At 71.6% G+C, this 26,318-nt stretch carries 27 protein-coding genes and 1 rRNA gene; 14 read left to right on the top strand and 14 right to left on the bottom strand.

The genetic code is table 11. From position 1 onward, the window contains the following. Positions 1-68, top strand: a 5S ribosomal RNA gene (gene rrf, locus ACZ6W9_RS29885); the annotation flags it as partial. Between the two features lie 280 nt (positions 69-348). Here the strand turns inward: rrf and ACZ6W9_RS29880 are convergent. Beyond that, entirely contained in the window at positions 349-1,659 is a 1,311-nt protein-coding gene (locus tag ACZ6W9_RS29880; protein ID WP_389959282.1) for an FAD-dependent oxidoreductase, read from the bottom strand. 74 nt (positions 1,660-1,733) lie between these two features. Continuing rightward, positions 1,734-2,279, bottom strand: coding sequence for a PadR family transcriptional regulator (locus tag ACZ6W9_RS29875; RefSeq protein ID WP_389959285.1), 546 nt, complete (start codon positions 2,277-2,279; stop codon positions 1,734-1,736). Between the two features lie 329 nt (positions 2,280-2,608). Between ACZ6W9_RS29875 and ACZ6W9_RS29870 the strand changes: the two genes are divergently transcribed. Beyond that, a complete protein-coding gene (locus ACZ6W9_RS29870; RefSeq protein WP_470120708.1) occupies positions 2,609-3,469 on the top strand; it encodes an aminoglycoside phosphotransferase family protein in 861 nt (286 codons plus the stop codon). Positions 3,470-3,519: 50 nt separating this feature from the next. On the opposite strand, the gene ACZ6W9_RS29865 is transcribed toward ACZ6W9_RS29870, so the two are convergent. Further along, on the bottom strand, positions 3,520-3,984 hold the full coding sequence (locus ACZ6W9_RS29865; protein WP_470120706.1) for an Lrp/AsnC family transcriptional regulator: 465 nt from the start codon (positions 3,982-3,984) through the stop codon (positions 3,520-3,522). A gap of 119 nt (positions 3,985-4,103) precedes the next feature. Between ACZ6W9_RS29865 and ACZ6W9_RS29860 the strand changes: the two genes are divergently transcribed. Beyond that, complete coding sequence (locus ACZ6W9_RS29860) at positions 4,104-4,991, top strand: phenylalanine 4-monooxygenase (RefSeq protein ID WP_389959293.1); 888 nt, start codon at positions 4,104-4,106, stop codon at positions 4,989-4,991. Between the two features lie 215 nt (positions 4,992-5,206). Here the strand turns inward: ACZ6W9_RS29860 and ACZ6W9_RS29855 are convergent, their stop codons facing one another. From ACZ6W9_RS29855 to hisN, 6 genes are all read right to left on the bottom strand, one after another. Beyond that, positions 5,207-5,950: a response regulator transcription factor gene (locus tag ACZ6W9_RS29855; protein ID WP_389959296.1), complete on the bottom strand. Its 744-nt coding sequence runs from the start codon at positions 5,948-5,950 to the stop codon at positions 5,207-5,209. 67 nt (positions 5,951-6,017) lie between these two features. Beyond that, complete coding sequence (pstB, locus tag ACZ6W9_RS29850; RefSeq protein WP_362934821.1) at positions 6,018-6,794, bottom strand: phosphate ABC transporter ATP-binding protein PstB; 777 nt, start codon at positions 6,792-6,794, stop codon at positions 6,018-6,020. Positions 6,795-6,807: 13 nt separating this feature from the next. After that, on the bottom strand, positions 6,808-7,689 hold the full coding sequence (gene pstA, locus ACZ6W9_RS29845) for a phosphate ABC transporter permease PstA (RefSeq protein ID WP_389959300.1): 882 nt from the start codon (positions 7,687-7,689) through the stop codon (positions 6,808-6,810). Beyond that, on the bottom strand, positions 7,686-8,666 hold the full coding sequence (gene pstC / locus ACZ6W9_RS29840) for a phosphate ABC transporter permease subunit PstC (RefSeq protein ID WP_389959303.1): 981 nt from the start codon (positions 8,664-8,666) through the stop codon (positions 7,686-7,688). The genes pstA and pstC overlap by 4 nt, the downstream gene beginning before the upstream one ends. 4 nt (positions 8,667-8,670) lie before the next feature. Continuing rightward, positions 8,671-9,783, bottom strand: coding sequence for a phosphate ABC transporter substrate-binding protein PstS (gene pstS / locus ACZ6W9_RS29835; RefSeq protein ID WP_389959306.1), 1,113 nt, complete (start codon positions 9,781-9,783; stop codon positions 8,671-8,673). Between the two features lie 185 nt (positions 9,784-9,968). Further along, positions 9,969-10,772: a histidinol-phosphatase gene (hisN, locus tag ACZ6W9_RS29830; RefSeq protein WP_362935236.1), complete on the bottom strand. Its 804-nt coding sequence runs from the start codon at positions 10,770-10,772 to the stop codon at positions 9,969-9,971. A gap of 142 nt (positions 10,773-10,914) precedes the next feature. Between hisN and ACZ6W9_RS29825 the strand changes: the two genes are divergently transcribed. Both ACZ6W9_RS29825 and ACZ6W9_RS29820 read left to right on the top strand, forming a co-directional pair. Further along, complete coding sequence (locus ACZ6W9_RS29825) at positions 10,915-11,358, top strand: DUF4442 domain-containing protein (protein WP_470120702.1); 444 nt, start codon at positions 10,915-10,917, stop codon at positions 11,356-11,358. Between the two features lie 135 nt (positions 11,359-11,493). Further along, on the top strand, positions 11,494-12,684 hold the full coding sequence (locus ACZ6W9_RS29820) for a PucR family transcriptional regulator (RefSeq protein WP_362934836.1): 1,191 nt from the start codon (positions 11,494-11,496) through the stop codon (positions 12,682-12,684). On the opposite strand, the gene ACZ6W9_RS29815 is transcribed toward ACZ6W9_RS29820, so the two are convergent. The 3 genes from ACZ6W9_RS29815 to aroA all read right to left on the bottom strand — a co-directional run bounded on the left by ACZ6W9_RS29815 (position 12,671) and on the right by aroA (position 16,375). Further along, the gene (locus tag ACZ6W9_RS29815) at positions 12,671-13,528 is read right to left on the bottom strand and encodes an SGNH/GDSL hydrolase family protein (RefSeq protein WP_389959312.1); all 858 of its coding nucleotides are present in this window, start codon (positions 13,526-13,528) and stop codon (positions 12,671-12,673) included. The two genes, ACZ6W9_RS29820 and ACZ6W9_RS29815, sit on opposite strands and share 14 nt — an antisense overlap. Before the next feature lie 380 nt (positions 13,529-13,908). Beyond that, positions 13,909-15,045: a ribosome small subunit-dependent GTPase A gene (gene rsgA / locus ACZ6W9_RS29810; protein WP_470120715.1), complete on the bottom strand. Its 1,137-nt coding sequence runs from the start codon at positions 15,043-15,045 to the stop codon at positions 13,909-13,911. Between the two features lie 46 nt (positions 15,046-15,091). After that, a complete protein-coding gene (aroA, locus tag ACZ6W9_RS29805; RefSeq protein ID WP_389959315.1) occupies positions 15,092-16,375 on the bottom strand; it encodes a 3-phosphoshikimate 1-carboxyvinyltransferase in 1,284 nt (427 codons plus the stop codon). Positions 16,376-16,434: 59 nt separating this feature from the next. Here aroA and ACZ6W9_RS29800 point away from each other — a divergent pair, with 59 nt between their 5' ends. Continuing rightward, the gene (locus tag ACZ6W9_RS29800) at positions 16,435-17,196 is read left to right on the top strand and encodes an SOS response-associated peptidase (RefSeq protein ID WP_362934843.1); all 762 of its coding nucleotides are present in this window, start codon (positions 16,435-16,437) and stop codon (positions 17,194-17,196) included. Positions 17,197-17,404: 208 nt separating this feature from the next. Then, on the top strand, positions 17,405-17,734 hold the full coding sequence (locus ACZ6W9_RS29795) for a TraR/DksA family transcriptional regulator (RefSeq protein WP_389959319.1): 330 nt from the start codon (positions 17,405-17,407) through the stop codon (positions 17,732-17,734). Between the two features lie 93 nt (positions 17,735-17,827). On the opposite strand, the gene ACZ6W9_RS29790 is transcribed toward ACZ6W9_RS29795, so the two are convergent. Then, positions 17,828-18,568, bottom strand: coding sequence for a class I SAM-dependent methyltransferase (locus ACZ6W9_RS29790; protein WP_389959321.1), 741 nt, complete (start codon positions 18,566-18,568; stop codon positions 17,828-17,830). 280 nt (positions 18,569-18,848) lie between these two features. Here ACZ6W9_RS29790 and ACZ6W9_RS29785 point away from each other — a divergent pair, with 280 nt between their 5' ends. The 7 genes from ACZ6W9_RS29785 to ACZ6W9_RS29755 all read left to right on the top strand — a co-directional run bounded on the left by ACZ6W9_RS29785 (position 18,849) and on the right by ACZ6W9_RS29755 (position 25,500). Then, positions 18,849-19,454 (top strand): sigma-70 family RNA polymerase sigma factor, encoded by a 606-nt coding sequence (locus tag ACZ6W9_RS29785; RefSeq protein ID WP_389959324.1) that lies wholly within the window; start codon positions 18,849-18,851, stop codon positions 19,452-19,454. Positions 19,455-19,556: 102 nt separating this feature from the next. After that, complete coding sequence (rsrA, locus tag ACZ6W9_RS29780) at positions 19,557-19,823, top strand: mycothiol system anti-sigma-R factor (RefSeq protein ID WP_389959327.1); 267 nt, start codon at positions 19,557-19,559, stop codon at positions 19,821-19,823. A gap of 51 nt (positions 19,824-19,874) precedes the next feature. Further along, complete coding sequence (locus ACZ6W9_RS29775; protein WP_362934859.1) at positions 19,875-20,819, top strand: NAD-dependent epimerase/dehydratase family protein; 945 nt, start codon at positions 19,875-19,877, stop codon at positions 20,817-20,819. Between the two features lie 208 nt (positions 20,820-21,027). Then, positions 21,028-22,377: an HD-GYP domain-containing protein gene (locus ACZ6W9_RS29770; protein ID WP_389960301.1), complete on the top strand. Its 1,350-nt coding sequence runs from the start codon at positions 21,028-21,030 to the stop codon at positions 22,375-22,377. Between the two features lie 166 nt (positions 22,378-22,543). Further along, on the top strand, positions 22,544-23,797 hold the full coding sequence (locus tag ACZ6W9_RS29765; RefSeq protein ID WP_389960303.1) for an HD-GYP domain-containing protein: 1,254 nt from the start codon (positions 22,544-22,546) through the stop codon (positions 23,795-23,797). Positions 23,798-23,907: 110 nt separating this feature from the next. Next, the gene (locus ACZ6W9_RS29760; RefSeq protein ID WP_389959331.1) at positions 23,908-25,239 is read left to right on the top strand and encodes an acetyl-CoA carboxylase biotin carboxylase subunit; all 1,332 of its coding nucleotides are present in this window, start codon (positions 23,908-23,910) and stop codon (positions 25,237-25,239) included. A gap of 48 nt (positions 25,240-25,287) precedes the next feature. Continuing rightward, positions 25,288-25,500, top strand: a complete 213-nt coding sequence (locus ACZ6W9_RS29755) for a biotin/lipoyl-binding carrier protein (protein ID WP_389959334.1) — start codon at positions 25,288-25,290, stop codon at positions 25,498-25,500. A 14-nt stretch (positions 25,501-25,514) separates the two neighbouring features. Here ACZ6W9_RS29755 and ACZ6W9_RS29750 read toward each other — a convergent pair whose 3' ends face one another. Then, positions 25,515-25,898 (bottom strand): thioesterase family protein, encoded by a 384-nt coding sequence (locus ACZ6W9_RS29750; RefSeq protein ID WP_470120699.1) that lies wholly within the window; start codon positions 25,896-25,898, stop codon positions 25,515-25,517. Between the last annotated feature and the right edge of the window lie 420 nt (positions 25,899-26,318).

Here is a 26,318-nt window from a genome sequence, read left to right as displayed (position 1 = left end):
AAGTTAAGCTCTTCAGCGCCGATGGTACTGCACCGGGGACGGTGTGGGAGAGTAGGTCGCCGCCGGACAATCTTTCATGAAAGGGCTGTTCTCTGACTTCGTCAGGGAACAGCCCTTTCTGTGTTTGTCGGGGGTTCCCGGGTTTCGGGATTCTGGGTTTCGGCGGGGCTCTGGACGTTCGTCGTCCGGGGCCCCGCCTTTTTCGCGTTTCCCGGGTTTCCGGGTGTGGGGAAGGGCCGTCCTCGGGTGGTCGGGAACAGAAAAGGGCCGCTCCCCCGGTGAATCCGGGGAAGCGGCCCTTTTCTGTTCCCGCTGAAACGGTCCGTGAGTCGAGGCGGACCGTGCCTCTCAGCGCCCCCGGAACACCGCGCGTCCGAGAGGCGGGACGGCTCCGCAGACCCGGAAGAAGAAGCGGCTCGCGGACCGTTTCAGCGTATTGCGGGTGATGGCGGCCTCGGTGTTGCGTACCGACTCGCGGACTGTCCCGAACCCGTACCGCAGCATGTCCGCCTCGTAGGCGTGCAGGGCCTGAAGCAGGGGTCTCTCCCCTCGGTCCGCCGTGACCAGCGCGGTGCAGAGCCGTTGCGCGTCGCGCAGCGCCGTGTTGCCTCCCAGCCCGCCCACCGGCGGCATGTGATGGACGGCGTCCCCCAGCCCTGTGACGGGCCCGGTCTCCCAGGGTTCGAGCGGTTCGGCGGCGCTGAACCGGGTGGGGAACAGGGTGTCCGGGGATGAGTCGCTGATCAGCCGGCGTAGATCGGGGTGCCAGCTCTCCGTCCGTTCGGTCAGGAGTTCCTGCACCTGGGAAGGTTTCATCGACGCCCCGGCCGGGTCGAAGCCCGCGGGAAGGGAGTCGCGATGCGCGATGAACGCCCACAGCACGTAGTCATCGTCATGCGACTCCGCCAGCAGGTGTTCCGGGTCCAGGCCGAGGGCCTGTACCCGTTCGCCGAGCCTTTCGATGATCGACGACGGATTCTCTCGCCTGTGGAAGACGGCGGTGAACAGGAAATCCCGCCGTGGCCAGAAGGCGTTCTTGCCGGCGAGCAGCCGTTCCGGCAACCAGCGCCGGTTCTCATCGGTGAGGAAGAGCTTGCCGCCCACGGCTGTCGCGGGCAGTTCGGCACGACCGGCCGAGGGATGGAGTTGCGCCCATACCCGGGACTTCGTCCCGTCGGCCGCGACGAGCACGTCGGCGGTGGCGGCGGTGCCGTCGGCGAACTCCGCCGTGACGGTCCCGTCGGTGTTCCGGGTGAAGCAGGTGAACTCCTTGCCGAAGCGGACGACGTCGTCCAGACCGGCGAGGAGCAGTTTGCGCAGTGTGACGCGGCTGACCGCGTGTTCACCGGTCGCGGGGTCCAGCGGGTCCCCCTCCGGGCGGTCCTCGCCGATCAGGACCAGCGGCCGCATCCGCTCGTCGAGGAAACCGATCCCGGACCCCGAGGCGCCCGCCGTGGCCACCAGTGTCTCCCACAGCACAGGTGGCAGGCAGGCGTGCAGGGCGGTGCTTCCGGTCGGTTCGATGTTCAGCCGGAAGCCCTGGAGCCGTGCGTCGGGTGAGAGGTCGCGCTCGTAGACGGTGACGTTCACGCCTGCCCGCTTCAGGCCCTGTGCGAGGCAGAGCCCGCCTATCCCGCCGCCGATCACGGCGACGTCCAAGCGTCCAGAGGACGGTCCAGAGGACATGGGGGTCCTCCCTTCCGTGAGGGCCCGCTCTCGGCGGACCCGGGGTTTCAGGTCTGCTCCGCCGCGTCGGCGATTTCCGCCAGCAGCCGGTCGTGCCATGCCACCTCTGTTTCGAGCCGCATGAGGGTCTGCTCGAAGGCGATGGCCTCCAGCCTGGTCAGGTGCCGATCGGCTTCGAGGCGCAGGTTCCGCCAGAAGCCGAGTTGCGTCGCGTAGGAGTCGCGCCGGCGCCGGACGGCCGCTCGCAGTTCTCCGGGGTCGATCTGACCGCCGTGGAGCAGTACCAGCTGGATCGGGTCCGGTCGCAGGCCGGTGTCTGCGAGGACCGATCTGATCACCGAGAGCAGTTCCGTCCGGCCTCTGTCGGTGATCGCGTAGACGGTGCGGGCCGGGAGGTTGCCCTCCTGCTCCGTGCGGACCACCTCGACGACGCCTTCGTCGGCCATTCGGCGCAGCGCGCCGTAGAGCGAGCCGGGTTTGACGTCCGCCCAGAGCTCCACCCGGTCGATCTGCGCGGCGGTGCGGATCCTGTGGCCGTGCATGGGGCCGCCGTCGGCCAGTGCGCCGAGGATGAAGAGGCGTGTAGCTCGCATATGAGTACTCAAATACGAGTAGGAGAGGAAGTCAATGACGAGTACTCAAAAATGAGTAGGGAGAGCTTCGCGGGGCGCCTGGCGCGGCTCCGCTGTCCCGGTGCCGGAGAGGCGGAGTCATGGCGTCTGCACGGGCGGTCAGCCGACGCTCGATCGGATCTCCTGACCCGACGGTGTCCACCGTGATGTGGACCGAGGCGCTGGAGCGCCGTCGTCGTCGGGCGGAACGCGGTTCCCCGGCCGGCGGACGGGCCGTCCTCGTACCGGTCGCCGAGCGCGCCACGGAAGCGCCCCCGTCTGTCAGGGCCGTGCCGCACTATCGTTGCCGCGTGAACACCCCCGTAGCCGAAGCCGACATCGACGCCGACCTCGTCGACCGCCTGATCCGTGCGCAGCATCCGGACCTGGCGGGCCCGCTCACCCTCATCGCCAACGGGTGGGACAACGTCATCTACCGTCTGGGGGCGGACCTGTCCGTACGGTTGCCGCGCCGCCAGGTCGCCGTCGACCTCATCGTCAACGAGCAGCGCTGGCTGCCGGTCCTGGCCGGGTACGTCGAGATCGCGCTGCCCGTGCCCGTCAGGGTCGGCGTGCCCGGTGAGGGTTACCCATGGCCGTGGACGATCGCGCCCTGGTTCGAAGGCCGTACGGTCGCCGAGGTGCCGCCGCCCGCCCGCTCCGGCATCGCCGTTCAGCTGGCCGGTTTCATGACGGACCTCCACCGGCCCGCACCATCCGACGCACCGCGTAACCCCGTCCGCGGCGTCCCGCTCGCCGGCCGTGACGAAGCGGTAAGGCGACGCCTGCGGTCCATTCCCCGATCAGCCGAGCTTCTCCCCCTCTGGGAGGAACTGGCCGCCCTCCCGCCCTGGCAGGGCCCCGCGCTCTGGCTCCACGGCGACCCGCACCCGGGAAACCTCCTGGCCGACGGGGAGGAGCTGGCGGCCGTCCTGGACTTCGGCGACCTCACCAGCGGCGATCCCGCCACCGACCTCGCCGCCGCGTGGCTGGTGTTCGAGGAGGACGCACGCGAGGTCTTCCGATCACATGTGGACGCCGACGAGGTGACCTGGGAGCGCGCGCGGGGCTGGGCCCTCGTCATGGGCACCGCCCTGGCCGCTCACTCGGCCGACGCCCCCGGCATGGCGGCCATCGGCGACCACGTTCTCGACCAGGTGCTTCTCACCTGAGCCTGCCGAAGAGGGCTCCGCCGGGGCTCGCCCGCGCGGCTCCCGCGGGGTCAACCCTGTGAGGCTTCCAGCAGCGGCTCGATCCGGTACGGCACCTGTACGGACAGCGCGATCGTGGTGTCCGAGCGCTGGATCGCCGGCGAGGTCAGGATGCGGGCGATGACCTCCTGGAGATCCGGCGTGCTGTGGGCGACCACCCGGCAGAGCAGGTCGGCCTGGCCGCTGGTGCCGTACACCTCAAGGATCTCGGGGACCGCTTCGAGCGCCCGTACGGCTTCCGCCAGGCGGCCCTGGGCGATCTGCAGGGAGACGAAGGCGAGGATCGGATATCCGGCGCCCTCGGGGGTGACCGTGGGCCCGAAGTCGGTGATGACACCCCGCGCGATGAGCTTGTCGAGGCGGGCCTGGACGGTGCCGCGGGCCACGCCGAGCAGACGGGCGAGCTCGGTGAGGCCGACGCGGGGGTGGGCGCGCATGGTCACCAGGAGGCGGCTGTCCAGCCTGTCGATCGGCACCGCATCAGGCTAGGCGATATGACCAGTCGAAACCAGACCTGAGCTCGCGTTCATGCGCGAAACGCCCACTATAACTGCTCGCTCTTGCCAATGATTCGCGCAATTGCTGTCATTTCCTTATGTTCGAGGAAGCGCAGTACTTCGCACCGGTGGCGACCCGCGACGACGGCACGGTCGAGGTCGAGCTCGCCGCGAGCCACCCCGGTTTCTCCGACCCGGTCTACCGGGCCCGCCGTAACGCCATCGCCGGCCTCGCCATGAACCACGTTCCCGGCGCGCCGATCCCCACGGCCGACTACACCGGGCAGGAACACGAGGTGTGGGCGCTGGTGAGCAGGGAGCTGGCGGTCAAGCATCGTAAGTACGCGACCGCGGAGTATCTGGACGCGGTCGAGCGGCTGCGGCTGCCCACCGATCGCATTCCGCAGTTGCAGGAGGTCAGCGAGCTGCTGGAGCCGCTGACCGGATTCCGGTACCTCCCGGCCGCCGGGCTGGTGCCGCTCCGCGACTTCTACGGTGTGCTGGCGGACGGGTTCTTCCACTCGACGCAGTACATCCGGCACCACTCCACGCCGCTCTACACGCCGGAGCCGGACGTGATCCACGAGGTGATCGGGCACGCCAACGCGTTGGCCTCCGACCGGTACGCGCGGCTCTACCGGCTGGCCGGCGGTGCGGCGCGGCGGGTCGAGAGCGAGGACGCCCTGGAGTTCGTCTCCAAGATCTTCTGGTTCACGATGGAGTTCGGCGTCATGACCGACCAGGGCGAGCTGCGGGCGTACGGCGCGGGCATCCTGTCCTCCTACGGGGAGATCGAGGAGTTCCGCGGCATGGACATCCGGCCGCTGGACCTGGCCGCCATGGGCACCACCAAGTACGACATCACGAAATATCAGGATGTGTTGTTCCGGGCCGACTCGCTGGAGCACCTGGAGGACGTGGTCGGCGGGTTCTGGGCGGACTGCGACGACGACTCCATCGCGAAACTGATCGCCGGCGCCCGCTGAGCGGTCACCCACGATCCGGCCGGACCGCCGACGGCCCCCCTCGCCGACGGCCCGGCCGTTCGCGCTCGTGCCCCGCCCGCCCCGGCCGGGCCGGGAATCGTCTGAGGATCCTCCTCGACGGCCCTGAGCCCGGTTCCCCGCGAACGCCCCCCGGGATGGTCACGAGCCGGGCCGGGACCGTCCGCCGTCCACCGTCCACCGTCCACCGTCCGCCGTCACGGCGTTCCGACGGACCGGTCCTGGGCCGTCCTGTCGACCAGCCGGTAGCCCACCCCACGCACCGTCTGGATCAGCCGGTCGTCGGTGTCGCCGAGCCGGGCCCGCAGACGCTTGACGTGGACCGCGATCGTGTTGGTCGAGGTGTTCTCGGTGGAGTTCCAGACGTGGCGCATGATCTGCTCGCGGGTCACCGTACGGTGGGCGTTGCGCATCAGGTAGTGGAGCAGCTCGAACTCGCGCAGCGGCAGGTGGACGGCGCGGCCGTCCACTCTGACCAGGTAGGCGTTCACGTCGAGCTCCACCCGGCCGACGACGAGCGTCCGGCGGCCTCCCGGCTCGCCGGAGAACGCGCCCTGCACCAGGGGCAGGAGCTCCGGCACCCGGTACGGCCGGGCCACGCACGCCGTGGCTCCGGCGGCGAGCGCCTGCACGGCCTGCTCGGCGTGCCCCTCGCCCACGCCGAGCAGCACCGGGACGGTCCGGGCGAGCCGTACGGCGCGGACGAACTCCACCGCTCCGATGACCGGCAGTGAGGCGCTGACCAGCACGACGTCGGGTTGGAGGGCGCCGGCCTGCAACAGGGCCTGGGCGCCGTCGGTCACGCCCGTGACCTCGACGCCCTCGCGTTCGAGGGCGTCGGACAGCCCCTGGACCAGAGACGTCTCCGGATCGGCCACCAGCAGCAGCGGCGCCGTCCGGGGGTCCCCGTTCACCTCGGGTGCCGTCTGCGGCTGGGTCACCCGGTCCCTCCAATGCGGTCGGTTCACCCGGACGGCGTGGCCGGCTCGCCCGGACGGTGCGGTCTGCTCACCCGAAGCGGCCGGTGATGTAGTCCTCGGTCGCCTTCTGGGAGGGGTTGGTGAAGATCCGGGAGGTCTCGTCCATCTCGATGACGCGGCCCGGCTGCCCCTGCCCGGCGAGGTTGAAGAAGGCGGTGCGGTCGCTCACCCGGGCGGCCTGCTGCATGTTGTGCGTCACGATGATGATCGTGAACCTGCTCTTCAGCTCGGCCATCAGGTCCTCGATCGCCAGGGTGGAGATCGGGTCCAGGGCGGAGCAGGGCTCGTCCATCAGCAGGACCTCGGGCCGTACGGCGATGGCCCTGGCGATGCACAGGCGCTGCTGCTGGCCGCCGGACAGGCCGGCGCCGGGCTTGCCGAGGCGGTCCTTGACCTCGTTCCACAGGTTGGCGCCCTTGAGGGAGGTCTCGACGATGCCGTCGACCTCGGACCTGGAGTGCCGCCCGTTGAGCCGGAGGCCGGCCGCGACGTTCTCGTAGATGGACATCGTGGGGAACGGGTTGGGGCGCTGGAAGACCATGCCGATCATCCGGCGCACCGACACCGGCTCGATGCCGGAGCCGTAGAGGTCCTCGCCGTCGAGCAGGACCTTGCCCTCCACGCGCGCGCCGGGGATGACCTCGTGCATGCGGTTCAGCGTGCGCAGGAAGGTCGACTTCCCGCAGCCCGAGGGGCCGATGAACGCGGTGATCGTGTTGGGCTCGATGGTCATCGAGATGTCCTCGATGGCCTTGTGCTTGCCGTAGTAGGCGTCGAGGCCGGAGACCTGGATCTGCTGGCTCATTTACGGGTTCCTCCTATCGGCCCCTGGCCGGCGAACGCCACCAGGCGATGAGGCGCGCCACCAGGTTGAGCAGCATGACGATCACGATGAGCGTGAGCGCTCCGGTCCACGCGCGGTCGACGGCGATGTCCGTCGGACGCCTCGCCTGGTCGAAGACGTAGAGCGGCAGGCCCATCTGCGGCCCGTTGAACGGGTCGGAGTTGATGGAGTCGGTGAAGAAGACCGTCAGCATGAGGGGGGCCGTCTCCCCCGCCACGCGGGCGATGGCGAGCATGACGCCGGTCACGATGCCGGTGAGGGCGGTCGGGAGCACGACCTTGAGGATGGTCCGCCACTTGGGCACGCCCAGGGCGTAGGAGGCCTCGCGCAGATCGTTCGGGACCAGCAGGAGCATCTCCTCGGTGGAGCGGACCACGGTCGGCATCATCAGGATCGACAGGGCGAGCGCGCCGGCGAAGCCGGAGAACGGCATGCCCAGAGCCAGGACCCAGAAGGCCAGGACGAACAGGCCGGCGACCACCGAGGGGATGCCGGTCATGACGTCCACGAAGAAGCTGATCATCCGGCTCAGCCGGCCGCCACGGCCGTACTCCACGAGGTAGATCGCGGTGAGCAGGCCGACGGGGACGGAGATCAGCGAGGCGAGGAGGACCTGCTCCAGGGTGCCGAGGATGGCGTGATAGGCGCCGCCCCCGATGTCCCGGGCTCCGATGCCGCGCATCGAGTGGGTCAGGAAGTCCAGGTCGAACCGGGCGAGGCCGTTCTTGATCACCAGCCAGAGGACGGAGATCAGCGGGATGACGGCGACGGCGAACGCCAGGTAGACCAGGAACTGCACCAGCCGGTCCTTGATGCGCCGGCCGGCCGAGACGTGCTGGACGGTGTGCGTGGTCACGCGGCGGCTCCGGAGAACTCCTTGCGACGGGCGACGATGAGGCGGGCGCCCGTGTTCACCAGCAGGGTGATGACGAACAGCACCAGGCCCGAGGCGATCAGCGCGCCGCGGCCGATCTGGGTGGCCTCGCCGAACCTGTTGGCGATGTTGGCGGCGATGCTGTTGCCCTGGGGGGTGAGGATCCGGAAGCTGATGTCGAACGTCGCCTGGAAGATGAGCGCGACCGCGATCGTCTCGCCCATGGCGCGGCCGAGGCCGAGCATGGCCGCGCTGATGACGCCGGGCCGCCCGTACGGCAGGACCGCCATCCTGATCACTTCCCAGCGGGTCGCGCCGAGGGCCAGGGCCGCCTCCTCGTGGGCCCTGGGGACCTGGAGGAACACCTCGCGGGAGATCGCCGCGATGATCGGCAGGATCATGACGGCGAGCACGATCGACGCGGTCAGCATCGAGCGGCCCGCGACGATGTCGCCGCCGAACAGCGGGATGAAGCCCAGGTGGTCGTGGAGGAAGTTCGAGGGGGCCACCATGAAGGGGGCGAGGAACGTGATGCCCCAGAGGCCGTAGACGACGCTGGGGACGGCGGCGAGCAGGTCGACGACGTATCCCAGGACGCCGGCCATGCGGCGGGGGGCGTAGTGGGAGATGAAGAGCGCCACGCCCACGGCGACCGGGACGGCCATGACCAGCGCGAGGAGCGCGCTGAACACGGTGCCGAAGGCCAGGGCGGCGATGCCGAAGCTGGGCCGGGTCGCGTTCGGCTCCCACGTCTGGGTGGTGAAGAAGCCGCCGGTGTTGGCCCGCAGGGCGGGGATCGCCTCGACGATGAGGAAGACGGCGATGGCCGCCATGATCGCCAGCAGGAGAATTCCGGCGCCCATGGCGGCGTAGCGGAAGGGGGCCTCGCCCCGGCTGCGCCGCGAGGCGGACCGGCCCAGGGCCGATCCGCCGTCGCGGGTGTGAGTCGTAGCCGTCATGACCCTAGGAGATCGCCTCGACGGCGGTCCGGACCTTGGTGAGCAGCGACGCCGGCAGCGGGGCGTAGCCCAGGCCGGTCAGGGCCTTCTGGCCCTCGTCGCTGGCGGTGTAGGTCAGGAAGGCCTTGACCAGCTTGGCGTCCTCGGCGGGCAGGCCCTTCTCGCAGGTGATCTCGTAGGTCACCAGGACGATCGGGTAGGCGCCGGCGGCCTTGGTGGCGTAGTCGATGTCGAGCTTCAGGTCGTTGCCCTGACCGGCGACCTCGGCGGCCTCGACCGTCTTGGCGGCGCTCTCGGGGGTCAGCTCGACGAACTCGCCGGAGCCGTTGGCGACCTTGGCCTTGGTCAGGCTGGAGTTCTCCGCGTAGGAGAGCTCCACGTAGCTGATCGCGCCCTCGGCGCCCTTGACGGCCTGCGCGATGCCGTCGGAGCCGTTGGCGCCCTGGCCCTTGGCCTCGGCCGGCCACGCCTTGGCGGGCTCGTACGGCCAGCCGGCCGTCTTGGAGAGGAACTTGGTGAAGTTGTCGCTGGTGCCCGACTCGTCCGCGCGGTGGAACGCCTGGATCGGGGTCGAGGGGAGCTTGGCGTCCGGGTTGTCGGCCTTGATCGCCGCGTCGTCCCACTTGGTGATCTTGCTGTTGAAGATGCCCGCCAGGGTCTTGGGGGAGAGCTGCAGGCCCTCGACGCCCGGAAGGTTGTAGACGACGGCCACCGGGCCGGTCACCATCGGCAGGTTGATCGCCTTGCCGGTCTTGCAGCGGGCGTCGGCCTGGGCGGGCTCGTTCTTGTCGTCCTTGAGGGCGGAGTCGGAGCCCGCGAAGGCGACCGTGCCCTGGATGAACGCCTGCACGCCGGCGCCGGAGCCGCTCGGCTGGTAGTTGACGCTGACGCCGGAGTTGGTCTGCTGGAAGTTCTTCTTCCACTCGTCGATGGCGTTGGCCTGCGCCGACGAGCCCGCGGCGTTGATCGTGCCGCTGAGACCGGCGTCCGACCCGGCGGAGGGAGCCGCGGCACTGGAGGTGCCGCCGCCGTCGGCGCTGTTGTTATCGGTGCCGCACGCAGCGAGCGAGAGCGCGCCGACGAGGGTGACCGCGGCGAGCCGGCCTGCATACTTCACGGTTGGGTTCCTCCCACTAAGTCCTTCAACACTCAAGGACGGTAGGGAGGCAAGATGACTCGAAGCCCGTACGAAGGTGAACGGAGAATGAACCTCTACGGTCACCGCCGGAGGGAAGGCGTGGCCTGGTTCACAAAAATGGATATGACCTGATTCGTCAGGTCATATCCGGCGGCACGGTCTCCTCAGACGGGCAGGGTGAGCGGTCCTCCGCCGAGACGCTTGAGGACGTCCCCGTGCAGCGGGCCGTTGCTGCACACCAGGCTGCCGCCGTCCAGGCCGGGGACTCCCGACAGGTCGGTCCAGGTGCCGCCGGCCTCCTCGACGATCACGGTCAGCGCCGCGATGTCCCAGGGGGACAGCTCCGGCTCGGCGGACACGTCGACCGACCCCTCGGCGACCATCATGTGCGACCAGAAGTCGCCGTAGGCGCGGCTGCGCCAGACGGAGCGGTTGAGGTCGAGGAACTCCTGGAGCCGGCCGGCCTCCTCCCACCCGCCGAGGCTGGAGTAGGAGAACGAGGCGTCCTCCAGCCGGGAGACGGAGGAGACGCGGCAGCGGGTGGCCCTGCTGAGGCTCCGGCCGGTCCACGCGCCGCTGTCCCGGGCCGCCCACCAGCGGCGGCCGAGCGCGGGGGCGGACACCAGGCCCACGACGACCCTGCCCTCGTCCATGAGGGCGATGAGCGTGGCCCACACGGGGACGCCCCGCACGTAGTTCTTCGTGCCGTCGATCGGGTCGATCACCCACGACCGCACGCCGTACCCCGTCTTGCCGAACTCCTCGCCGATCACCGCGTCGCGCGGCCGGGCGCGGCGCAGCGTGCTCCGGATGGACTCCTCGACCGCCTGGTCGGCGTCGCTGACCGGGGTGAGGTCCGGCTTGGTCTCCACCCGCAGGTCCACGGCCTTGAACCGGCGGAGGGTCAGGTCGTCGGCGGCGTCGGCCATGACGTGCGCGAGGCGTAGATCGTCGTTGTAACCCGTCACGGAGAGCAACGCTATCGCGTCGGCGGCCCGGTACAGGAGACCGGGGAACAAGGCGGGGAATTGTGTCGCGGGTCGTCAGTCGGCCGGATACCGCGTAAATCCCCCGTCGAATTCATGGTTACCAGCCAGTAGCATTCCGGGCATGACCTTTGACGTGGGCGCCTTCATGCTGGAGAGCGTGCCGTTCGCACGGACGCTGGGCATCTCCTTCGACGCGGTGGAGCCGGGCCGGGCGGTCGCCCGCATGCCCGACCGCGCCGACCTGCACAACCACGTGGGCGGCCCGCACGCCGGAGCCCTGTTCACGCTCGCCGAGTCCGCCTCCGGCGCCGCGATGCTCTCGGCGTTCGGCGACCAGCTGCCGCGGGCCACCCCGCTGGCCGCGGGCGCGACGATCCGCTACGTGAAGCTCGCGATGGGCGAGGTCGTCGCCGAGGCCCGTCTCCGCGCCTCCCGCGAGGAGGTCCTGGCCGAACTGGACGCGGGGCGGCGCCCGGAGTTCGAGGTCGGCGTCGGGATCGCCACCGCCGACGGCACCCCGGTGTCGGAGATGACCGTCACCTGGACCCTGCGCCCCAACCGCTGACGCGCCGCCCGGCACGGGAGACGGCATCCCTGGGCGGCTGGCGGGCCCCCGGCGGCCGGTCGCCGGCTCGGGCCGTTCGGTGCGAAATGCTCCGAAAAGGTGGATATCACAACCCGGTGTGAGACAGTGACAGGTGTGCTCGTCCTGGCCGGATGTCCCGTGCACGAGCTGCTGGAACGTCAGGCGGCCGGCCTGGCCAGGCAGCTCGTGCGCGCCTTCGTCGAAGAGATCCCCATCTACCGGCGGCTGCCCAGGGAGGAGCTCGACGGCGACATCACCTGGATCACCGAGCACAACCTCCGGATGATCTGCGGGATGTTCCGCCACGGGCGCCCGCCCCTCCCCGCCGAACTGGCCCCGGTACGCGCCTCGGCCGCGCGCCGGGCCCAGGAACGGGTGCCGCTCGAAGCCCTGCTGGCCGCCTACCACCTGGGTGCCCGCCGGGTCTGGGACCACCTGATCGCCCTCGCCACACCGGCCGACTTCGCCGCGGTGCTCGACATGAACCGCCTCGTCTTCGCCTACACCGAGGCGGTGACCTCCGCCGTGTCCGCCGCCTACCTCGGGGAGCGCGAGGGCATGCTCAGCCAGGAGCAGCACGCCATGCACGCCGCCGTCTCCGCGCTGCTCGGCGGGGACCCCGCGGCCCTGGCGGCCGTACGGCCGGCGCCCGCCTACCTCGTCATGGCGATCTTCGTGGCCGAGCACCCCGACGAGAAACAGGACGAGCCCGGCGGGGCCATAGCCGCGCGGCGCAAACTGGCCAGGATCAGGGCCGCCGTGCAGCGGCACGCCACCGAGCAGGTCCTCTTCGTGCTCGACGCGACGGGCGGGCTCGTGCTGCTCCCGGTCGCCTCCGGCGAGGCGCCGGAGGCGACCGGGGTCGTCGAGGAGATGTCCCGGGCGGCCGGGGCGCCGGTCTGGGCGGCGGCCGAACGGGCCGTCCCCGCCGAGGTCCCGGCCGCCGCGAAGACGGCCGAGGAGGTCCTGGAGGTGGCGCGGGCCTTCGGGCACCCGCCGGGCGCCTACCGGCTGACCGACGTGCTGCTGGAGTACCAGCTCACCCGGCCGAGCCCGGCCACCGCCGAGCTGGCGGGCCTGCTCGACCCGCTGCTGGACAACCCCGACCTGCTCCGGACGCTCAAGGTCTACCTGGAGAACGGGCTCGACCGCCGCCGCGCGGCCGAGCTGCTGCATGTGCACCCCAATACGGTCGACTACCGGCTGCGGCGGGCCGTGAGCCTGACCGGGCTCGACCCGGCCCATCCGGCGCAGCTCCAGCGGATCGGAGCCGCGCTGGCGGCCAGGCGGCTCACGCCCCGCTGACCGCGGGGATCACCACGTCCGCGAAGCCGCGCATGCCGCGCGCGTTGGGGTGGAAGGGCGCCGCCGGCGAGGCGGGGACGTAGGGCTCTATCCACCGGGTGCCCGACGAGGCGCACGGGTCGTGGCCCACGCTCGGCGTCTCCAGGTCGATGAAGCCGACGCCCGCCGCCGCGGCCTGCTCGGCCAGCATCCGGTTGAAGTACTGCAGGGTGGCGCGGATGTAGTTGGCGTCGGCCTTGATGATCGGGACCCGCGGGTAGCAGCCGTTCGGCGGGGCGTAGGTCCCGTACCCGACGAAGAAGATCCTGGCGCGCGGTGCGCGGGCCCGGATGTCCGCGGCCAGGGCGGTCAGTCTCGGACGCAGCGCGTCGGTCTTGACCCGCCAGGCGTCCTGCCCGTTCACCACGTAGTCGTCGTTGCAGGCGTCGCCGACGGGCGGCGGCAGCAGGTTGAGACAGTCCTCGATGAACCCGGTCAGGCCCACGTCGTTGGCGCCGATCTGCACGGTGACCAGGGTGGTGTCCGCGCTGACCGCGTCGAGCTGCCGCGGCACCGAGCCGAGGTCGGTGCGCTGCGGGTCGTACATGTCCTTGGTGTCGGCGCCCGAGCAGGTGACGTCGCGGAACACCGACGCCCCGATGGCCTGCGCGGTGAGGTGGGGGTAGTTGCGGGTGGAGCGCCAGCATCCGAGGTCGGGCAGCACCTGGTCGGGCACCAGCGGCCCGGCGGCGGCCGAGTCGCCCAGGGCCACGTAGACCTCGCCGGCCGCGGCGCGGGCGGGCGAGACGAGGGCGACCGTCGTGGCGGCCACCATGATGAGCGCGGTGATCACTGATCGGATCACGCTGGACTCCCTTCGGGGGGTGTCGGCTGTCGCCGAGCTGGGAGGAGGGGATGCGATGTCCCTGAAGAGGGGACCGGGGGAGGAGAAGAGGGGGTGCCGGGCTCTCACCCGCGGGCGTGGACGAGGCGCGCACGGTGTTCCGCCGCATGGTTCCGCGCGGGGCGGGCCGCCGCGGGGTTCCGGCGGGGGCGAGGGCGGAGAGGGACGGCGGAGAGGGACGCGATGAAGGTGCGGCGGCGCATGAGGGGGACTCCAGTGATCGCCTACGTCTCTCTCAAACCATGAGCTGACAGCGGTCTTCTGGGAAGTGTGGGGAGCGGTAAATCTCGGCGGTCAAACCTGTGACGGATCACAAACCCCCGGGATCCTCCGGCGGCGGATCAGCGGCGGCGGTCGTCCGGGTCGCCCGGCTGCTCGTCGTCGGCCGTGCCCTCGCGGCCGGCGAGCAGGTCGTCGGCGGCGCCCTCGCGGCTGGCGAGCAGGCGGCGCAGGGACAGCAGCCGGACCGGATCGGCGTGCCCGGCGGCCACCCAGGCGTCCAGCGCGCAGTCGTCGTCGAGGTGGGTGCAGCCCTTGGGACAGTGGACCGTGCCCTCGACGAGGTCGGGGAAGCCGGCGAGGACGGTCTCCACCGACACGTGGGCCAGGCCGAAGCTCCGCACGCCCGGGGTGTCGATGATCCAGCCGCCGTCGGGCAGCTCCAGCGCCACGGCCGAGGTCGAGGTGTGCCGGCCCCGGCCGGTCACCGCGTTGACGTGGGAGACGGCCCGGTTGGCGTCCGGCACCAGGGCGTTCACCAGGGTGGACTTGCCCACCCCCGAGTGGCCGACCAGGACGCTGACCCGGTCGCGCAGGTGCTCGCGGATCTCCTCCAGCGAGGCGCCCCTGCGCAGCACCACGTACGGGACGCCCAGCGGGGCGTAGAGGGAGACCAGCTCGTCGGGCGGTGCCAGGTCGGACTTGGTGAGGCAGAGCAGCGGCTCGATGTCGGCGTCGAACGCGGCCACCAGCATCCGGTCGATCATGCGGGGACGCGGCGGCGGGTCGGCCAGGGCCGTCACGATCACGAGCTGGTCGGCGTTGGCCACCACCGGGCGCTCGACGCCGGCGCCGTCGCCGTCGTCGGTGTCGTCGGCCGAGCGGCGCAGGATCGAGCTGCGGGGCTCGACGCGGACGACCCGGGCCAGGGTGTCGGGGGCGCCGGAGACGTCGCCGACCAGGGCCACCCGGTCGCCCACCACGATCCCCTTGCGGCCCAGCTCGCGGGCCTTCATGGCGACCACGGTCAGGCCGGTCGCCGCGGCGTCCCCGCCGCCCTTCCCGCTCTTGCCGCCTCTGCCGCGGCGGTGGCCCCCGCCGTCGCCGGTCTCGACCAGGCAGGTGTAGCGGCCGCGGTCGACCGCCACCACCATCCCCTCGACCGCGTCCTCGTGGGCCGGGCGGATACGGGTGCGGGGCCGGGAGCCCTTTCCCGGCCTGATCCTGACGTCGTCCTCGTCGTACTGCCGCTTCTTCAGCTTTCCCGCCTCGTTCTGCCCTCGGCCGATCCGGTCCTGCCGCCCGTCACGGGGCGTCACCGCCGCCCAGCATCGATTCCCACATGGAGACGAACTCCGGGAGGGTCTTACCCGTGGTGGCGATGTCCTCCACCTCCACGCCCGGCACGACCAGGCCGATCACCGCTCCGGCGGTGGCCATCCGGTGGTCGGCGTAGGAGTGGAACACCCCGCCGGTCAGCGGGCGCGGCCGGATCACCAGGCCGTCGTCGGTCTCGGTCGCGTCGCCGCCGAGCCGGTTGATCTCGGTGACCAGCGCGGCCAGCCGGTCGGTCTCGTGCCCGCGGATGTGCGCGACGCCGCTGATCCGGCTGGGGGAGTCGGCCAGGGCCGCCAGCGCGGCGATCGTCGGGGTCAGCTCGGCCACGTCGCGCAGGTCGGCCTCGACGCCGGTGACGCGGCCGGTGCCGGTCACGGTCAGGCCGGCGGGCGTGCGCTCGACCGAGGCGCCCATGTCGGCGAGCAGCCCGCGGAGCTGGTCGCCCGGCTGGGTGGTCTCCCCGGGCCAGCCCGGGACGGTGACCGACCCGCCGGTGACCATCGCGGCGGCCAGGAACGGCGCGGCGTTGGACAGGTCGGGCTCGACGGTGAACTCTCGGGCGCGGATCGGGCCGGGCTCGACGCGCCAGACGTCCGGCTCGGAGTCGTCGACCACGACGCCGAACCCGCGCAGCATCCGGACGGTCATCCGGATGTGCGGCTGCGACGGGATGGGCGGGCCGGCGTGCCGTACGGTCACGCCCTTGTCGAACCGGGCCGCGGCCAGCAGCAGGCCCGACAGGAACTGGGAGGAGCCGGAGGCGTCGAGCGTGACCTCCCCGCCGGTCAGCGGCCCCCGGACGGTGAACGGCAGCGCGTCGCCCCGCACGTCGGCGCCGAGGGCGCGCAGCGCGTCCAGGATCACGCCCATCGGGCGCCTGCGCGCGTGCGGGTCGCCGTCGAAGAAGACCTCCCCGTCGGCCAGCGCGGCGATCGGCGGCACGAACCGCATGACCGTGCCGGCGAGCCCCACGTCGATCCTCGCCCCGCCGGTGACGGGCCCGGGGACGACCTCCCAGTCGACGCTCGACGCGGTCTCGCCCGAAGGGGTGAGCGTGGCGCCGAGGGCGCGCAGCGCGGCGGCCATCAGGTCGGCGTCGCGGCTGCGCAGCGCCAGCCGTACGGTGCCGGGACCGTCGGCCAGCGCGGCGAGGGGCAGGGCGCGGTTGGTCACCGACTTGGAACCGGGCAGCGGGACGGTCGCGCGGACGGGGTCGGCGGCGGTCGGCGCGGGCCACAGCGGAGCGGACATGGTGCAAAGCCTACCGGGGTGTCGCCACCCCGTACCGGAACGCGTGGCAAGGTGATGATATGTGCGGGAGATACGCGTCTGCGCGGGCCAAGCAGCAGCTTCTTGAGGAGTTCCAGGTCGAGGTCGACGGGGCTGCCGACGAGGAGCTCCGGCCCGACTACAACATAGCGCCCACCAAACCGGTCTACACGGTGCTGAGCCGGGCGCCCAAGGACGAACCCGAGGGGCATCCGGTCCGGCAGCTCCGGGTGATGCGGTGGGGCCTGGTGCCCTCCTGGGCCAAGGACCCGTCCATCGGCGCGCGCATGATCAACGCGCGGGTGGAGACGGTCGCCGAGAAGCCGTCGTTCCGCAAGGCGTTCGCCGAGCGGCGGTGCCTGCTCCCGGCGGACGGCTACTACGAGTGGGGGGTGGTCGAGGGCGCCGGGACCGCGAAGAAGCCGAAGAAACAGCCATACTTCATCCATCCGGCCGACGGCGGGGTCATGGCGATGGCGGGCCTGTACGAGTTCTGGCGGGACCGCGGCCGCCCCGAGGACGACCCGCTCGCGTGGCTGGTGACCTGCGCGGTCATCACCACCACCGCCGAGGACGAGCTGGGAGCCATCCACGACCGGATGCCGATGCTGATCGAGCGGGACCGCTGGTCCGACTGGCTCGATCCCGGGACGGCCGACGCGCGGGAGTTCCTCGTGCCGGCCGGATCGGCCGGTCTCGCGGCGTACCCGGTCTCCACCGCGGTCAACTCGGTGCGCAACAACGGCCCCGAGCTGATCGAGCCGCTCGGCGAGGGGGAGGGTGACTCTAAGGTGCTCTTCTGAGAACCCTCCGTAGCGGACACGTGTAAAAACCACGTCAAGTGGGCATCCGCTGAGGAAAGCGAGCTTCGCGGTGGATCCCCCGGGTCCCGGGTCCCGCGGGGCCTTCCGGCTCCCGGGTTCCGCCGCGATGACTCATCCCCTTTCGTGCCTGCCGGGAGAAGTCGGGGTCCCCCTCACAGGCCGCCTGCCTTTGCGGAGGTGCGGAGCCGTGGACGCCGCGACCGCGCGTATGCGCCTGGAGAGCGTGCTCGCCGAACTCGACCGGTCCATCGCGGTGCTGCGCGGGGACCCCTCGGTCAGGGACCGTTCCGGGCCCGACGGCGGGTCGGTCCTGACCGAGACCGATCGCGACCGCGCCCTGCTGGAGGCCGCCGTCCAGCACCGCCGCGCGGTCATGGAGGCCATGGCCCGGCTGGACGGCGGGCGCTACGGCCTGTGCGTGGACTGCGCCGCGGCCGTCCCCGAGGGGCGGCTCCAGGCGCGGCCCGAGGCCGAACGCTGCGTGCCGTGCCAGTCCAGGCGCGAGCGCAGGCGCTGACCCGGGCCCGGACCGAGCGGGGCGCGGGCCGTGCGGGGTCCCGGCGGGGCGCGGCCGTACGGCGGGCGGCCCGAGGCCCGTGCGGCGGGCGGCTCAGGGACGGCGGGCGCTGGCGACCAGGTGGATGCCCACGGTGTCGTCGTCGTCCGGGTGGGCGTCCAGCTCGGTGTTGACCAGCCAGGTCAGGGCGCGCGGGTCGGAGGCGAGCACGTGGTCCACCGTCGAGGGGGACAGCACCGTGCGCGGTCGTATCCACTCCACCTCGAGGCCCGCGCCGGTCAGCAGCTCGCGGAGCTGGGCGCTGCTGAAGCAGCGGGTGATGCTGCCGTCGGGCCAGGGCACGAGCATGACCTCGTCGGTCTGGCGCAGGTGGGCCCAGAAGTTCTGCTCGGCGAGGATCGCCATGCCCAGCACGAGGGAGTCGACGCTGACCAGCGCCCGCCCGCCCGGCCGCAGCACCCGTGCGACGTCGGCGATCGCCGACTCGGCCATGAGCTCTATCGACAGCGCGCGCTCCTCGGCGAGCACGGCGTCCACGCTGCCGTCGGGCAGGAAGCGCAGGTCGTCGGCGCGGACCTGGCCGACCCGGGAGGCGTCGTGCAGCGGCGCCGGGCCCTCCCCGGTGCGGCGGAAGTCGACCACCTCCAGCACCCGGTGCCCCGCCTTGGCCGCCTGCGCGGACCAGCGGCCCCGGCCGCCGGACAGGTCGAGGACCGTCGACGGGCCCTCCGGCAGCCAGCGGGACAGCTGTTCGGAGGCGACCGCGCGGTAGAAGGTCCAGTACGGGCCGAGGGTTCCTGTGCCGTTCAGCTCTTCGGCCGGGATGGGCAGCACGAGCGGCTCCTGGCGTCGGGGTTTCCGGTGGTCTGGCTACCTGCCGGTACGTATTTTTTTCCCCGTACCGGGTTGATCGTCACCTTCCATCTTGTGGGAACAAGTGACCGGTCGGGGGTGTTGCAGCGGACACCAAACGATCCTTTCGGAGGTAGGCAAGCCGATGCTCGCGTTGAGCGAACCCATGGCCCGCCCCGGTGACCGGTCCCTTCCCGGCGAGCGGGTATTCTCCGCTCAGTACGGAGTCCCGCGTCAGCAGGGCTCCGGCGATCTTAAGGGGGTGGGTCCGGTCCCTGCGACAGACCAGGAGACTCTGGAGCAGCGGAGCACGCGGTTCGAGCGGGATGTCATGCCGTATCTCGACCAGCTCTACTCCGCCGCGCTCAGGATGACGAGGAACCCGGCCGACGCCGAGGACCTCCTTCAGGAGACCTTCGCCAAGGCGTTCGCGTCCTTCCACCAGTTCCAGGAGGGCACGAACCTCAAGGCGTGGCTCTACCGAATCCTCACCAACACCTTCATCAACAGCTACCGCAAGAAGCAGCGGGAGCCCAAGCAGTCGGGCGCCGAGGAGATCGAGGACTGGCAGCTCGCCAGGGCCGAGTCGCACACCTCCGCCGGGCTGAAGTCGGCGGAGATCGAGGCGCTCGAGCACCTCCCCGACAGCGACGTCAAGCAGGCGCTCGCCGCGCTGCCCGAGGAGTTCCGCATCGCGGTCTACCTCGCCGACGTCGAGGGTTTCCCGTACAAGGAGATCGCCGACATCATGGGCACCCCCATCGGGACCGTCATGTCGAGGCTCCACCGTGGCCGCCGCCAGTTGCGGACGCAGCTCGAGGACTACGCCCGCGACCGCGGGCTGATCTCGGCGGAGGGCGCGAAGTGAGCGGATCGGCCGGCGGGTGTCGCGGGGCGTGTCCGCGAGCCGTGACGAGCGGGTTCCGCGGGGTGCGCCCGCGGGCCCTGACGAGCAGGGCGAGGTGATCGCATGAGCTGCGGGAAGCCCCACAGCACGGACTGTCGCGAGGTCCTGGAGAAGGTCTACAGCTACCTCGACGGCGAGCTCGACGACGGCAAGTGCGTCGACATCCGCGAGCACCTCGACGAGTGCGGTCCCTGCCTGGAGGAGTACGGCCTGGAGCAGGTCGTCAAGCAGTTGATCGCCAAGCACTGCGGCTGCGACCGGGCGCCCGAGGACTTGAGGGCCAAGGTCCTGCGGCGGCTCGACCAGGTCCGCTCCGAGCTGACCGGATGACCTCCTAGGATTCTCTCCTACGGCCATGGCCATACGATCGTGGGGGGCGGCATGCGGATTCTCGTCACCGGTGGAGCGGGTTTCATCGGGTCCAACCTGGTGGACCGGCTGCTGGCCGACGGCCATGACGTCGCGGCCGTCGACGATCTGTCCGGGGGCGACCGCGCCAACCTCGCCGAGGCGGCGCGCAGCCCGCGGTTCGCCCTCCACGAGATGGACGTCCGCGACCCCGCGCTGACCGGGCTGGCCGCCGAGTGGCGGCCGGAGGTCGTCTGCCACCTCGCCGCACAGATCAGCGTGCGCAAGAGCGTGGACGACCCGGTGCACGACGCCCGCCTCAACGTCGAGGGAACCGCCTCCGTCCTCAACGCGGCGCACCACGGCGGTGTTCGCAAGGTCGTCTTCGCCTCCTCGGTCGCCGTCTACGGCGTCCCGGAGGTCATCCCGGTCCCGGGTGACGCGCGGACCGACCCGCGCTCACCGTACGCGGCCTCCAAGCTCAGCGCCGAGGTGTACCTCGCGGCGTTCCGGGCGCTGCACGGCATCGACTACACGACGCTGGTGCTCTCCAACGTCTACGGCCCGCGCCAGTCGCCCGGCGGCGAGGCCGGGGTGGTGGCCATCTTCACCGACGCGCTGCTGTCCGGCCGTCCCACGGTGCTGTACGGCGACGGCGGCCAGACCCGCGACTACATCTTCGTCGACGACGTGGTGGACGGCTTCGTCCGCGCCTGCGGGGAGGCCGGGGGCGGTCGCCGGTTCAACCTCGGCACGGGCCTGCAGACCACCGACCGCGAGCTGCACGCGCTGGTGGCGGCCGCGGCGGGAGCCCCCGACGAGCCGGCGCTCGCCGAGGCGCGGCAGGGAGACCTCCCGGCGATGGCGGTCGACCCGGCGCCCGCCTTCGAGGGGCTGGGGTGGCGGCCGCACACCGACCTCGCGACCGGGCTGAAGGCCACCGTCGCCTGGGCAAGGGCTCGCCAGGCGACGCTCTGAGCACGACTCATGTCCGTGGCTCGTGGTGATGAATTGGTTACGCTTTGCTTGCGATTCCCGTTCCTCCCCTCGGGGCCTCACACGCTTCTGTAGCCTGAGTCGCGGATACCAACGTGGAGGCAGCGCATGTTGAAGGAAACGGTCGGCCCGGTGCGTCCGGGGATCTCCTGGACCTGAGCACGCGCCCGTAGAACCGAGGGTGGCTGCTTTGCGTGGACTGCCGTGGTTTGCCAAGGTCTACCTTGTCGCGGTCATCGGAACCGCATGGGCGCTGATCGGTCACAGCGTGCTGGTGAGCGCCCGGCTCGCACCGCTCGACTGGTCCACCCTGCTGGTGCTGGCCCTGCTGTTCCTGGTCTGCGAGTCGGTTCCCACGCTTCTGAACGTCCGGCAGGCCGCGGTCTCGGTCAGCTTCTCGGCCGCGCTCGCCGCGGTGGTCCTCGTCGGCCCCGAGGGCGCGGCGCTCGTCGGCATGACGGCGGTCTTCAGCGTCCGGCCGGGGCTGCCGCTGGTCAAGCGGCTGTTCAACGGCGCCCAGTTCGCGATCTGCGGGTTCGTCGCGGGCTGGGTCTACAAGCGGCTGCTGGGCGGCCATCCCGTCATCCCGTCCATCGCCGGGTTCGACGACCTGATCGTGCCGTTCGCGGGCGCCGCCGCGGCGTTCGTGCCGCTCAACTTCGTCCTGATCGCGGTCGTGCTCGTGACGACCGGCCAGGCCCACCAGGTGCCGCTGCGCGGCCTGGCGCAGTTCCTGGTCTCCTACCTCGGTTACGCGACCTTCGGGCTGCTGATCGCCGGCCTGTGGACGACGGTGAACTCGATCTCCGCGGTGCTGGTGCTGCTGCCGCTGTTCGTCGCCCGGTGGGCCTTCGGCCAGTACCTCGCCCAGCAGCGTGCCTACGACGCCACCATCGCCGCGCTCTGCCAGGCGGTGGAGACCAAGGACTACTACACCCGCGGGCACTGCACCCGCGTCTCGCTCGCCTCGGGGATGATCGCCGAGGAGATCGGCATGGGTCCCGAGCGGCTCCGGGCGATCCGCTACGCGGGGATGCTGCACGACGTCGGCAAGCTCGGCGTGCCGACCAAGGTGCTGCAGAAGGAAGGGCCGCTCACCGAGGAGGAGTTCGCGGCCATCCAGCTCCACCCCATGCGCGGGCTGGAGATCGTGCGGGGCATCGACTTCCTGGACGAGGCGTTCGCCGGGATCATGCACCACCATGAGCGGCAGGACGGCAGGGGCTACCCCATGGGGCTGGCCGGGGACGAGATCCCGGAGTTCGCCCGGATCATCGCGGTGGCCGACGCCTTCGACTCGATGACCTCCGACCGCTCCTACCGCGGCGCCCGCCCGGTGGGGGAGGCCGTGGCCGAGCTGCGCAAGGGCGCGGGCACCCAGTTCGACCCCGTGATGGTCGCGGCGTTCGTCAGGGCGGTGGACCGCGACGGCTGGGAGCCGCCGCGCAAGGTCGTCCCGCTCCCGGCGGACGCGTCCCAGACCGTCACCAAGGACCACGACGACCCCACGGCTCCGATCCAGGTGGTGTCGGAGCGGTGAGCCGCCGGGTGAGCGCGGCGAGTGAGAAGGCGGACGCGGCCATGGGGGTCGTGCGGTGAGCCGCCGGGTGAGTGCGGCGGGCGAGAGGGCGGACGCGGCCGTCGGACACGGAGCGGTGGGCCGCCGGGCGGCGGGTTCTCCCGCCGTCGGCGCGGCGGCCCGGCTCCTGCGCAGGTTCGACTCGGTCCGGTTCCTGCTGGTCTGTGTGGCCGGGGTGCTGGCAGCGGCGGGTGTGGCGCACACCGCCGCCGCGGGGCTGACCGACCCGGAGACCGCCGTCGGGTTCGGCGCGCTGATCGCGGTCGGGGAGCTGGCGAGGCTCACCATGCCGGGCAACCGGGAGGTGGCGCCGATCGGCGCGGCGGCTGCGCTCGGCTACACGCTGCTGCTGGACATGGGCGACGTCCCTGCGCGGCACCCGGCGTTACAGGTCGTAGCGGTGCTTGCGGTCGGGATGACGGCCGGGGCGCTGCCGCACCTGGCGGTGGGCCGTCCGCCGAAGCTGGACGCGATGGCGCGCAGGCTGTTCACCGGCGGGCTGCTGGCCCTGGCCTACCGGCCGCTGGCCGACGGGCTGTTCGGCCTGACGCGGGGGCCGGGAGGGGGCTGGTGGCCGCCGCTCGGGGTGATGGCCCTGCTCATCGCGTTGATGGTGCTGGCGGACGTGGCGCTGGCCGCCGTGCTGCGGGCCGAACGGGTCCGGGCGGCCTTCCGGGTGGTCCTCCGCGACGAGCTGCGGACGGCCGCGCCGCTGTGGTCGGCGGTGTCCGCCTCCGGCATCCTGCTCGCGCTGGCCTCGCACAGCATGGGCATGGCCGCGCTGCTGGTCTTCGCCGCGCCGCTGCTGGTCACCCAGGTCGCCTTCCGCAAGTACGCGGGGATCCGCGCGACGTACCTGCAGACGGTCCGGGCGCTGGCGCGGGTGACCGAGGTCGGCGGGTACGTCGAGCCGGGTCACTCCCATCGGGTGAGCCGGATGGCGGTGGCGATCGGCCGGGAGCTGGGCATGGCCGAGCCCGAGCTGCTGGAGCTGGAGTACGCCGCGCTCATGCACGACATCGGCCAGCTCTCGCTGCGCGACCCGATTCCCGGCGGGGCCACCGTGCTCACCGACCGCGGGCAGGCCCGGCGCATCGCGGAGCTGGGGGCGGAGGTGATCCGGCAGACCGGGGTGCTGGACCGGGTGGCCGAGACGGTCCGCCGCCAGTGCGACTCCTGCGCGGAGGACCCGCCGCAGGCCAGCCGGATCATCAAGGCGGCCAACGCCTACGACGACCTGGTGGGGGGGTCCACCGACCGGGTCCGGGCCGCGGCGGCCCTCGACCGGATCCGTCTCGGCGCCGGCGACGAGTACGACCCGGAGATCGTCGAGGCGATGACCCGGGTCGTCGGCAGGCACGTCCCGGTGCACCGCGCCTGAGGGATTTGTGGAATTCCTACAGATCGCCTCGCTGTGATCGGTGGTTTCGGGCGAAGGGTTGTGCGGAGCCCACGGTCATAGGGTGGAGCGGTCGAAAGGGGTCCACCAACGTGTTCGAGTCCGTTCTGGTCGCCAACCGCGGCGAAATCGCGCGGCGAATCATCCGCACGGTGCGGCGCATGGGCCTGCGGGCCGTCGCGGTGTATTCCGAGGCCGACGCCGACCTGCCGTTCGTACGGGAGGCCGACGAGGCGATCCTCCTCGGTCCGGCCAATCCCGCGCAGAGCTACCTCGACGCCGGCAAGGTGCTGGAGGCGGCCCGCGCGTCGGGCGCCCAGGCCGTCCACCCCGGCTACGGGTTCTTCTCGGAGAACGCCGGTTTCGCCCGGGCCGTCGTCGAGGCGGGCCTGACCTGGATCGGCCCCTCGCCCGAGGCGATCGAGCAGATGGGCGACAAGATCAACGCGCGGAACCTCATGGAGGCCGCCGGCGTGCCGGTCGCCGCCGGGACCCGCGAGCCGGTCACCGAGCTCGACCAGGCCGTGGAGGCCGCCGCCGGGATCGGCTACCCCGTCATGGTGAAGGCCGCGGGCGGGGGCGGCGGCATCGGCATGGGCGTCGCCCACGACGAGGCGGGCCTGGCCAAGGCGTTCGAGCAGGCGTCCCGGGCCGCCGCCCGGTTCGGCGGGCCGCCGGCGATCCTGCTGGAGCGCTATGTCGAGCGCGCCCGTCACGTCGAGGTGCAGATCCTCGGTCTCGCCGACGGCACCGTCCTCGCGCTGGGCGAGCGCGACTGCTCGGTGCAGCGCAGGCATCAGAAGGTCGTGGAGGAGACGCCGTCGCCCGGTGTCACCCCGGAGCTGCGCGAGCGGATGCTGGCGGCGGCGGTCCGGGCGGGCGAGGCGGTCGGATACCTGGGCGCCGGCACCGTGGAGTGCCTGGTCGACGCCGACCGGCAGGACTTCGTCTTCCTGGAGATGAACACCCGCCTGCAGGTCGAGCACCCGGTGACCGAGCTCGTCACCGGGGTGGACCTGGTGGAGATGCAGCTGCGGATCGCCGCGGGCGAGGCGGTCGAGCCGCCGCCGGCGCCGCGCGGCCACGCGATCGAGTTCCGGGTGTACGCCGAGGACCCCAAGCGCTTCTTCCCCGGTCCCGGGAGGATCGCGGTGTGGGAGGAGCCGTCCGGCGAGGGCGTCCGGGTGGACTCCGGCTACACCGGCGGCAACACGGTCACACCGTTCTACGATCCGCTCATGGCCAAGCTGTGCGTGTACGGCGAGACCCGCGACGAGGCGCTTGAGCGCGCGGGCAAGGCGGTGGCGGCCTTCCTCGTCGAGGGCCCCAAGAACAACCTGCCGTTCTGCGCCGAGCTGCTGACGCGTCCCGAGTTCGTCGGCGGCGGTTACGACACCGGGCTGGTGGCCCGCATGAGGGCCTGAACGCGCCCCTCTGACACGTTTGTACTACGAGAGCAATGGGAGTTTCCGGTGGCTGAAGTGCGCGCGGAGATGGTGGCGAACGTCTGGAAGGTCGTCGTCGCCGAGGGTGACACCGTCGAGGAGGGCGACACCCTGGTCATCCTGGAGTCGATGAAGATGGAGATCCCGGTCATCGCGGAGGACGACGGCGTCGTCGCCCAGCTCAAGGTGGCCGAGGGGGACGTCATCCAGGAGGGCGACGTCATCGCGGTGATCGAGTAGGGGGCCGCGGGCGGTCAGCGGGCGGCTCTGGCGAGGAAGCGCTCGCGGTCGACGATCGCCCGCTCGATCGTGCCGGTGGCGACGACGGTGTCGCGCCGGTCGCGGGCGGTGAAGGCGAAGGCCAGGCGGCGGCCGTCCACCTCGGTGAGCTCCGCGGCGATCTCGACGTGGGTGCCGACCGGGCTGGCCGCCAGGTGCTCCAGGGTGACCCTGGTGCCCACGGAGGTCTGCCCGGGGCCGAGGGCTCCGGCGACCGCCTGGACGGTGGCCTGTTCGACGAGGGCCAGCAGCCGGGGGGTGGCCAGTACCGGGACGTCTCCGCTGCCGACCTTCGCCGCGGTGTCCGATGTTTCGACCATGATGAGAATCCGGGCGTGCAGGCCGGGAGCGAGCGTCATGCGCGCCAGCATAGGGTCCGTCTCCCCGGACCATCGTGTCCGGCCGGCGCCGGCCGCGCCGGGCCTTCCCCGCGGGGCCGTCGTGTCCGGCCGGCAGGCCGGCGGGGCTTCCGGACGGGGCCGTCGTGTCCGGTCGCCGGATCGCCGGGTCGCCGTGGCTTCCGGGCGAGGTCGTCGTGTCCGCTCACCGAGTCGCCGGGGCTTCCGGCGGACCGCCAGAGATTTCCCCTTATCCTCACGAGTCGGGCAAGGTGTACAAGTCTCCGCAAAAGCTGTGAGTTTTGTGCGATGCTACGGCACGCGTCTTATTTGCGAGGCATCCGGCACGCAGGGTTTCGTTACCGTGGCGTTACGGTGGCGCGACACGGATCCGCTTTCTTGGAGAATCCTGGGGTGGGAGCGGGAAGGGTTACGGGGGAG

It is taken from the genome of Streptosporangium sp. NPDC053982 (assembly GCF_055585205.1).
This window is presented reverse-complemented; position numbering and strand designations above follow the sequence as displayed.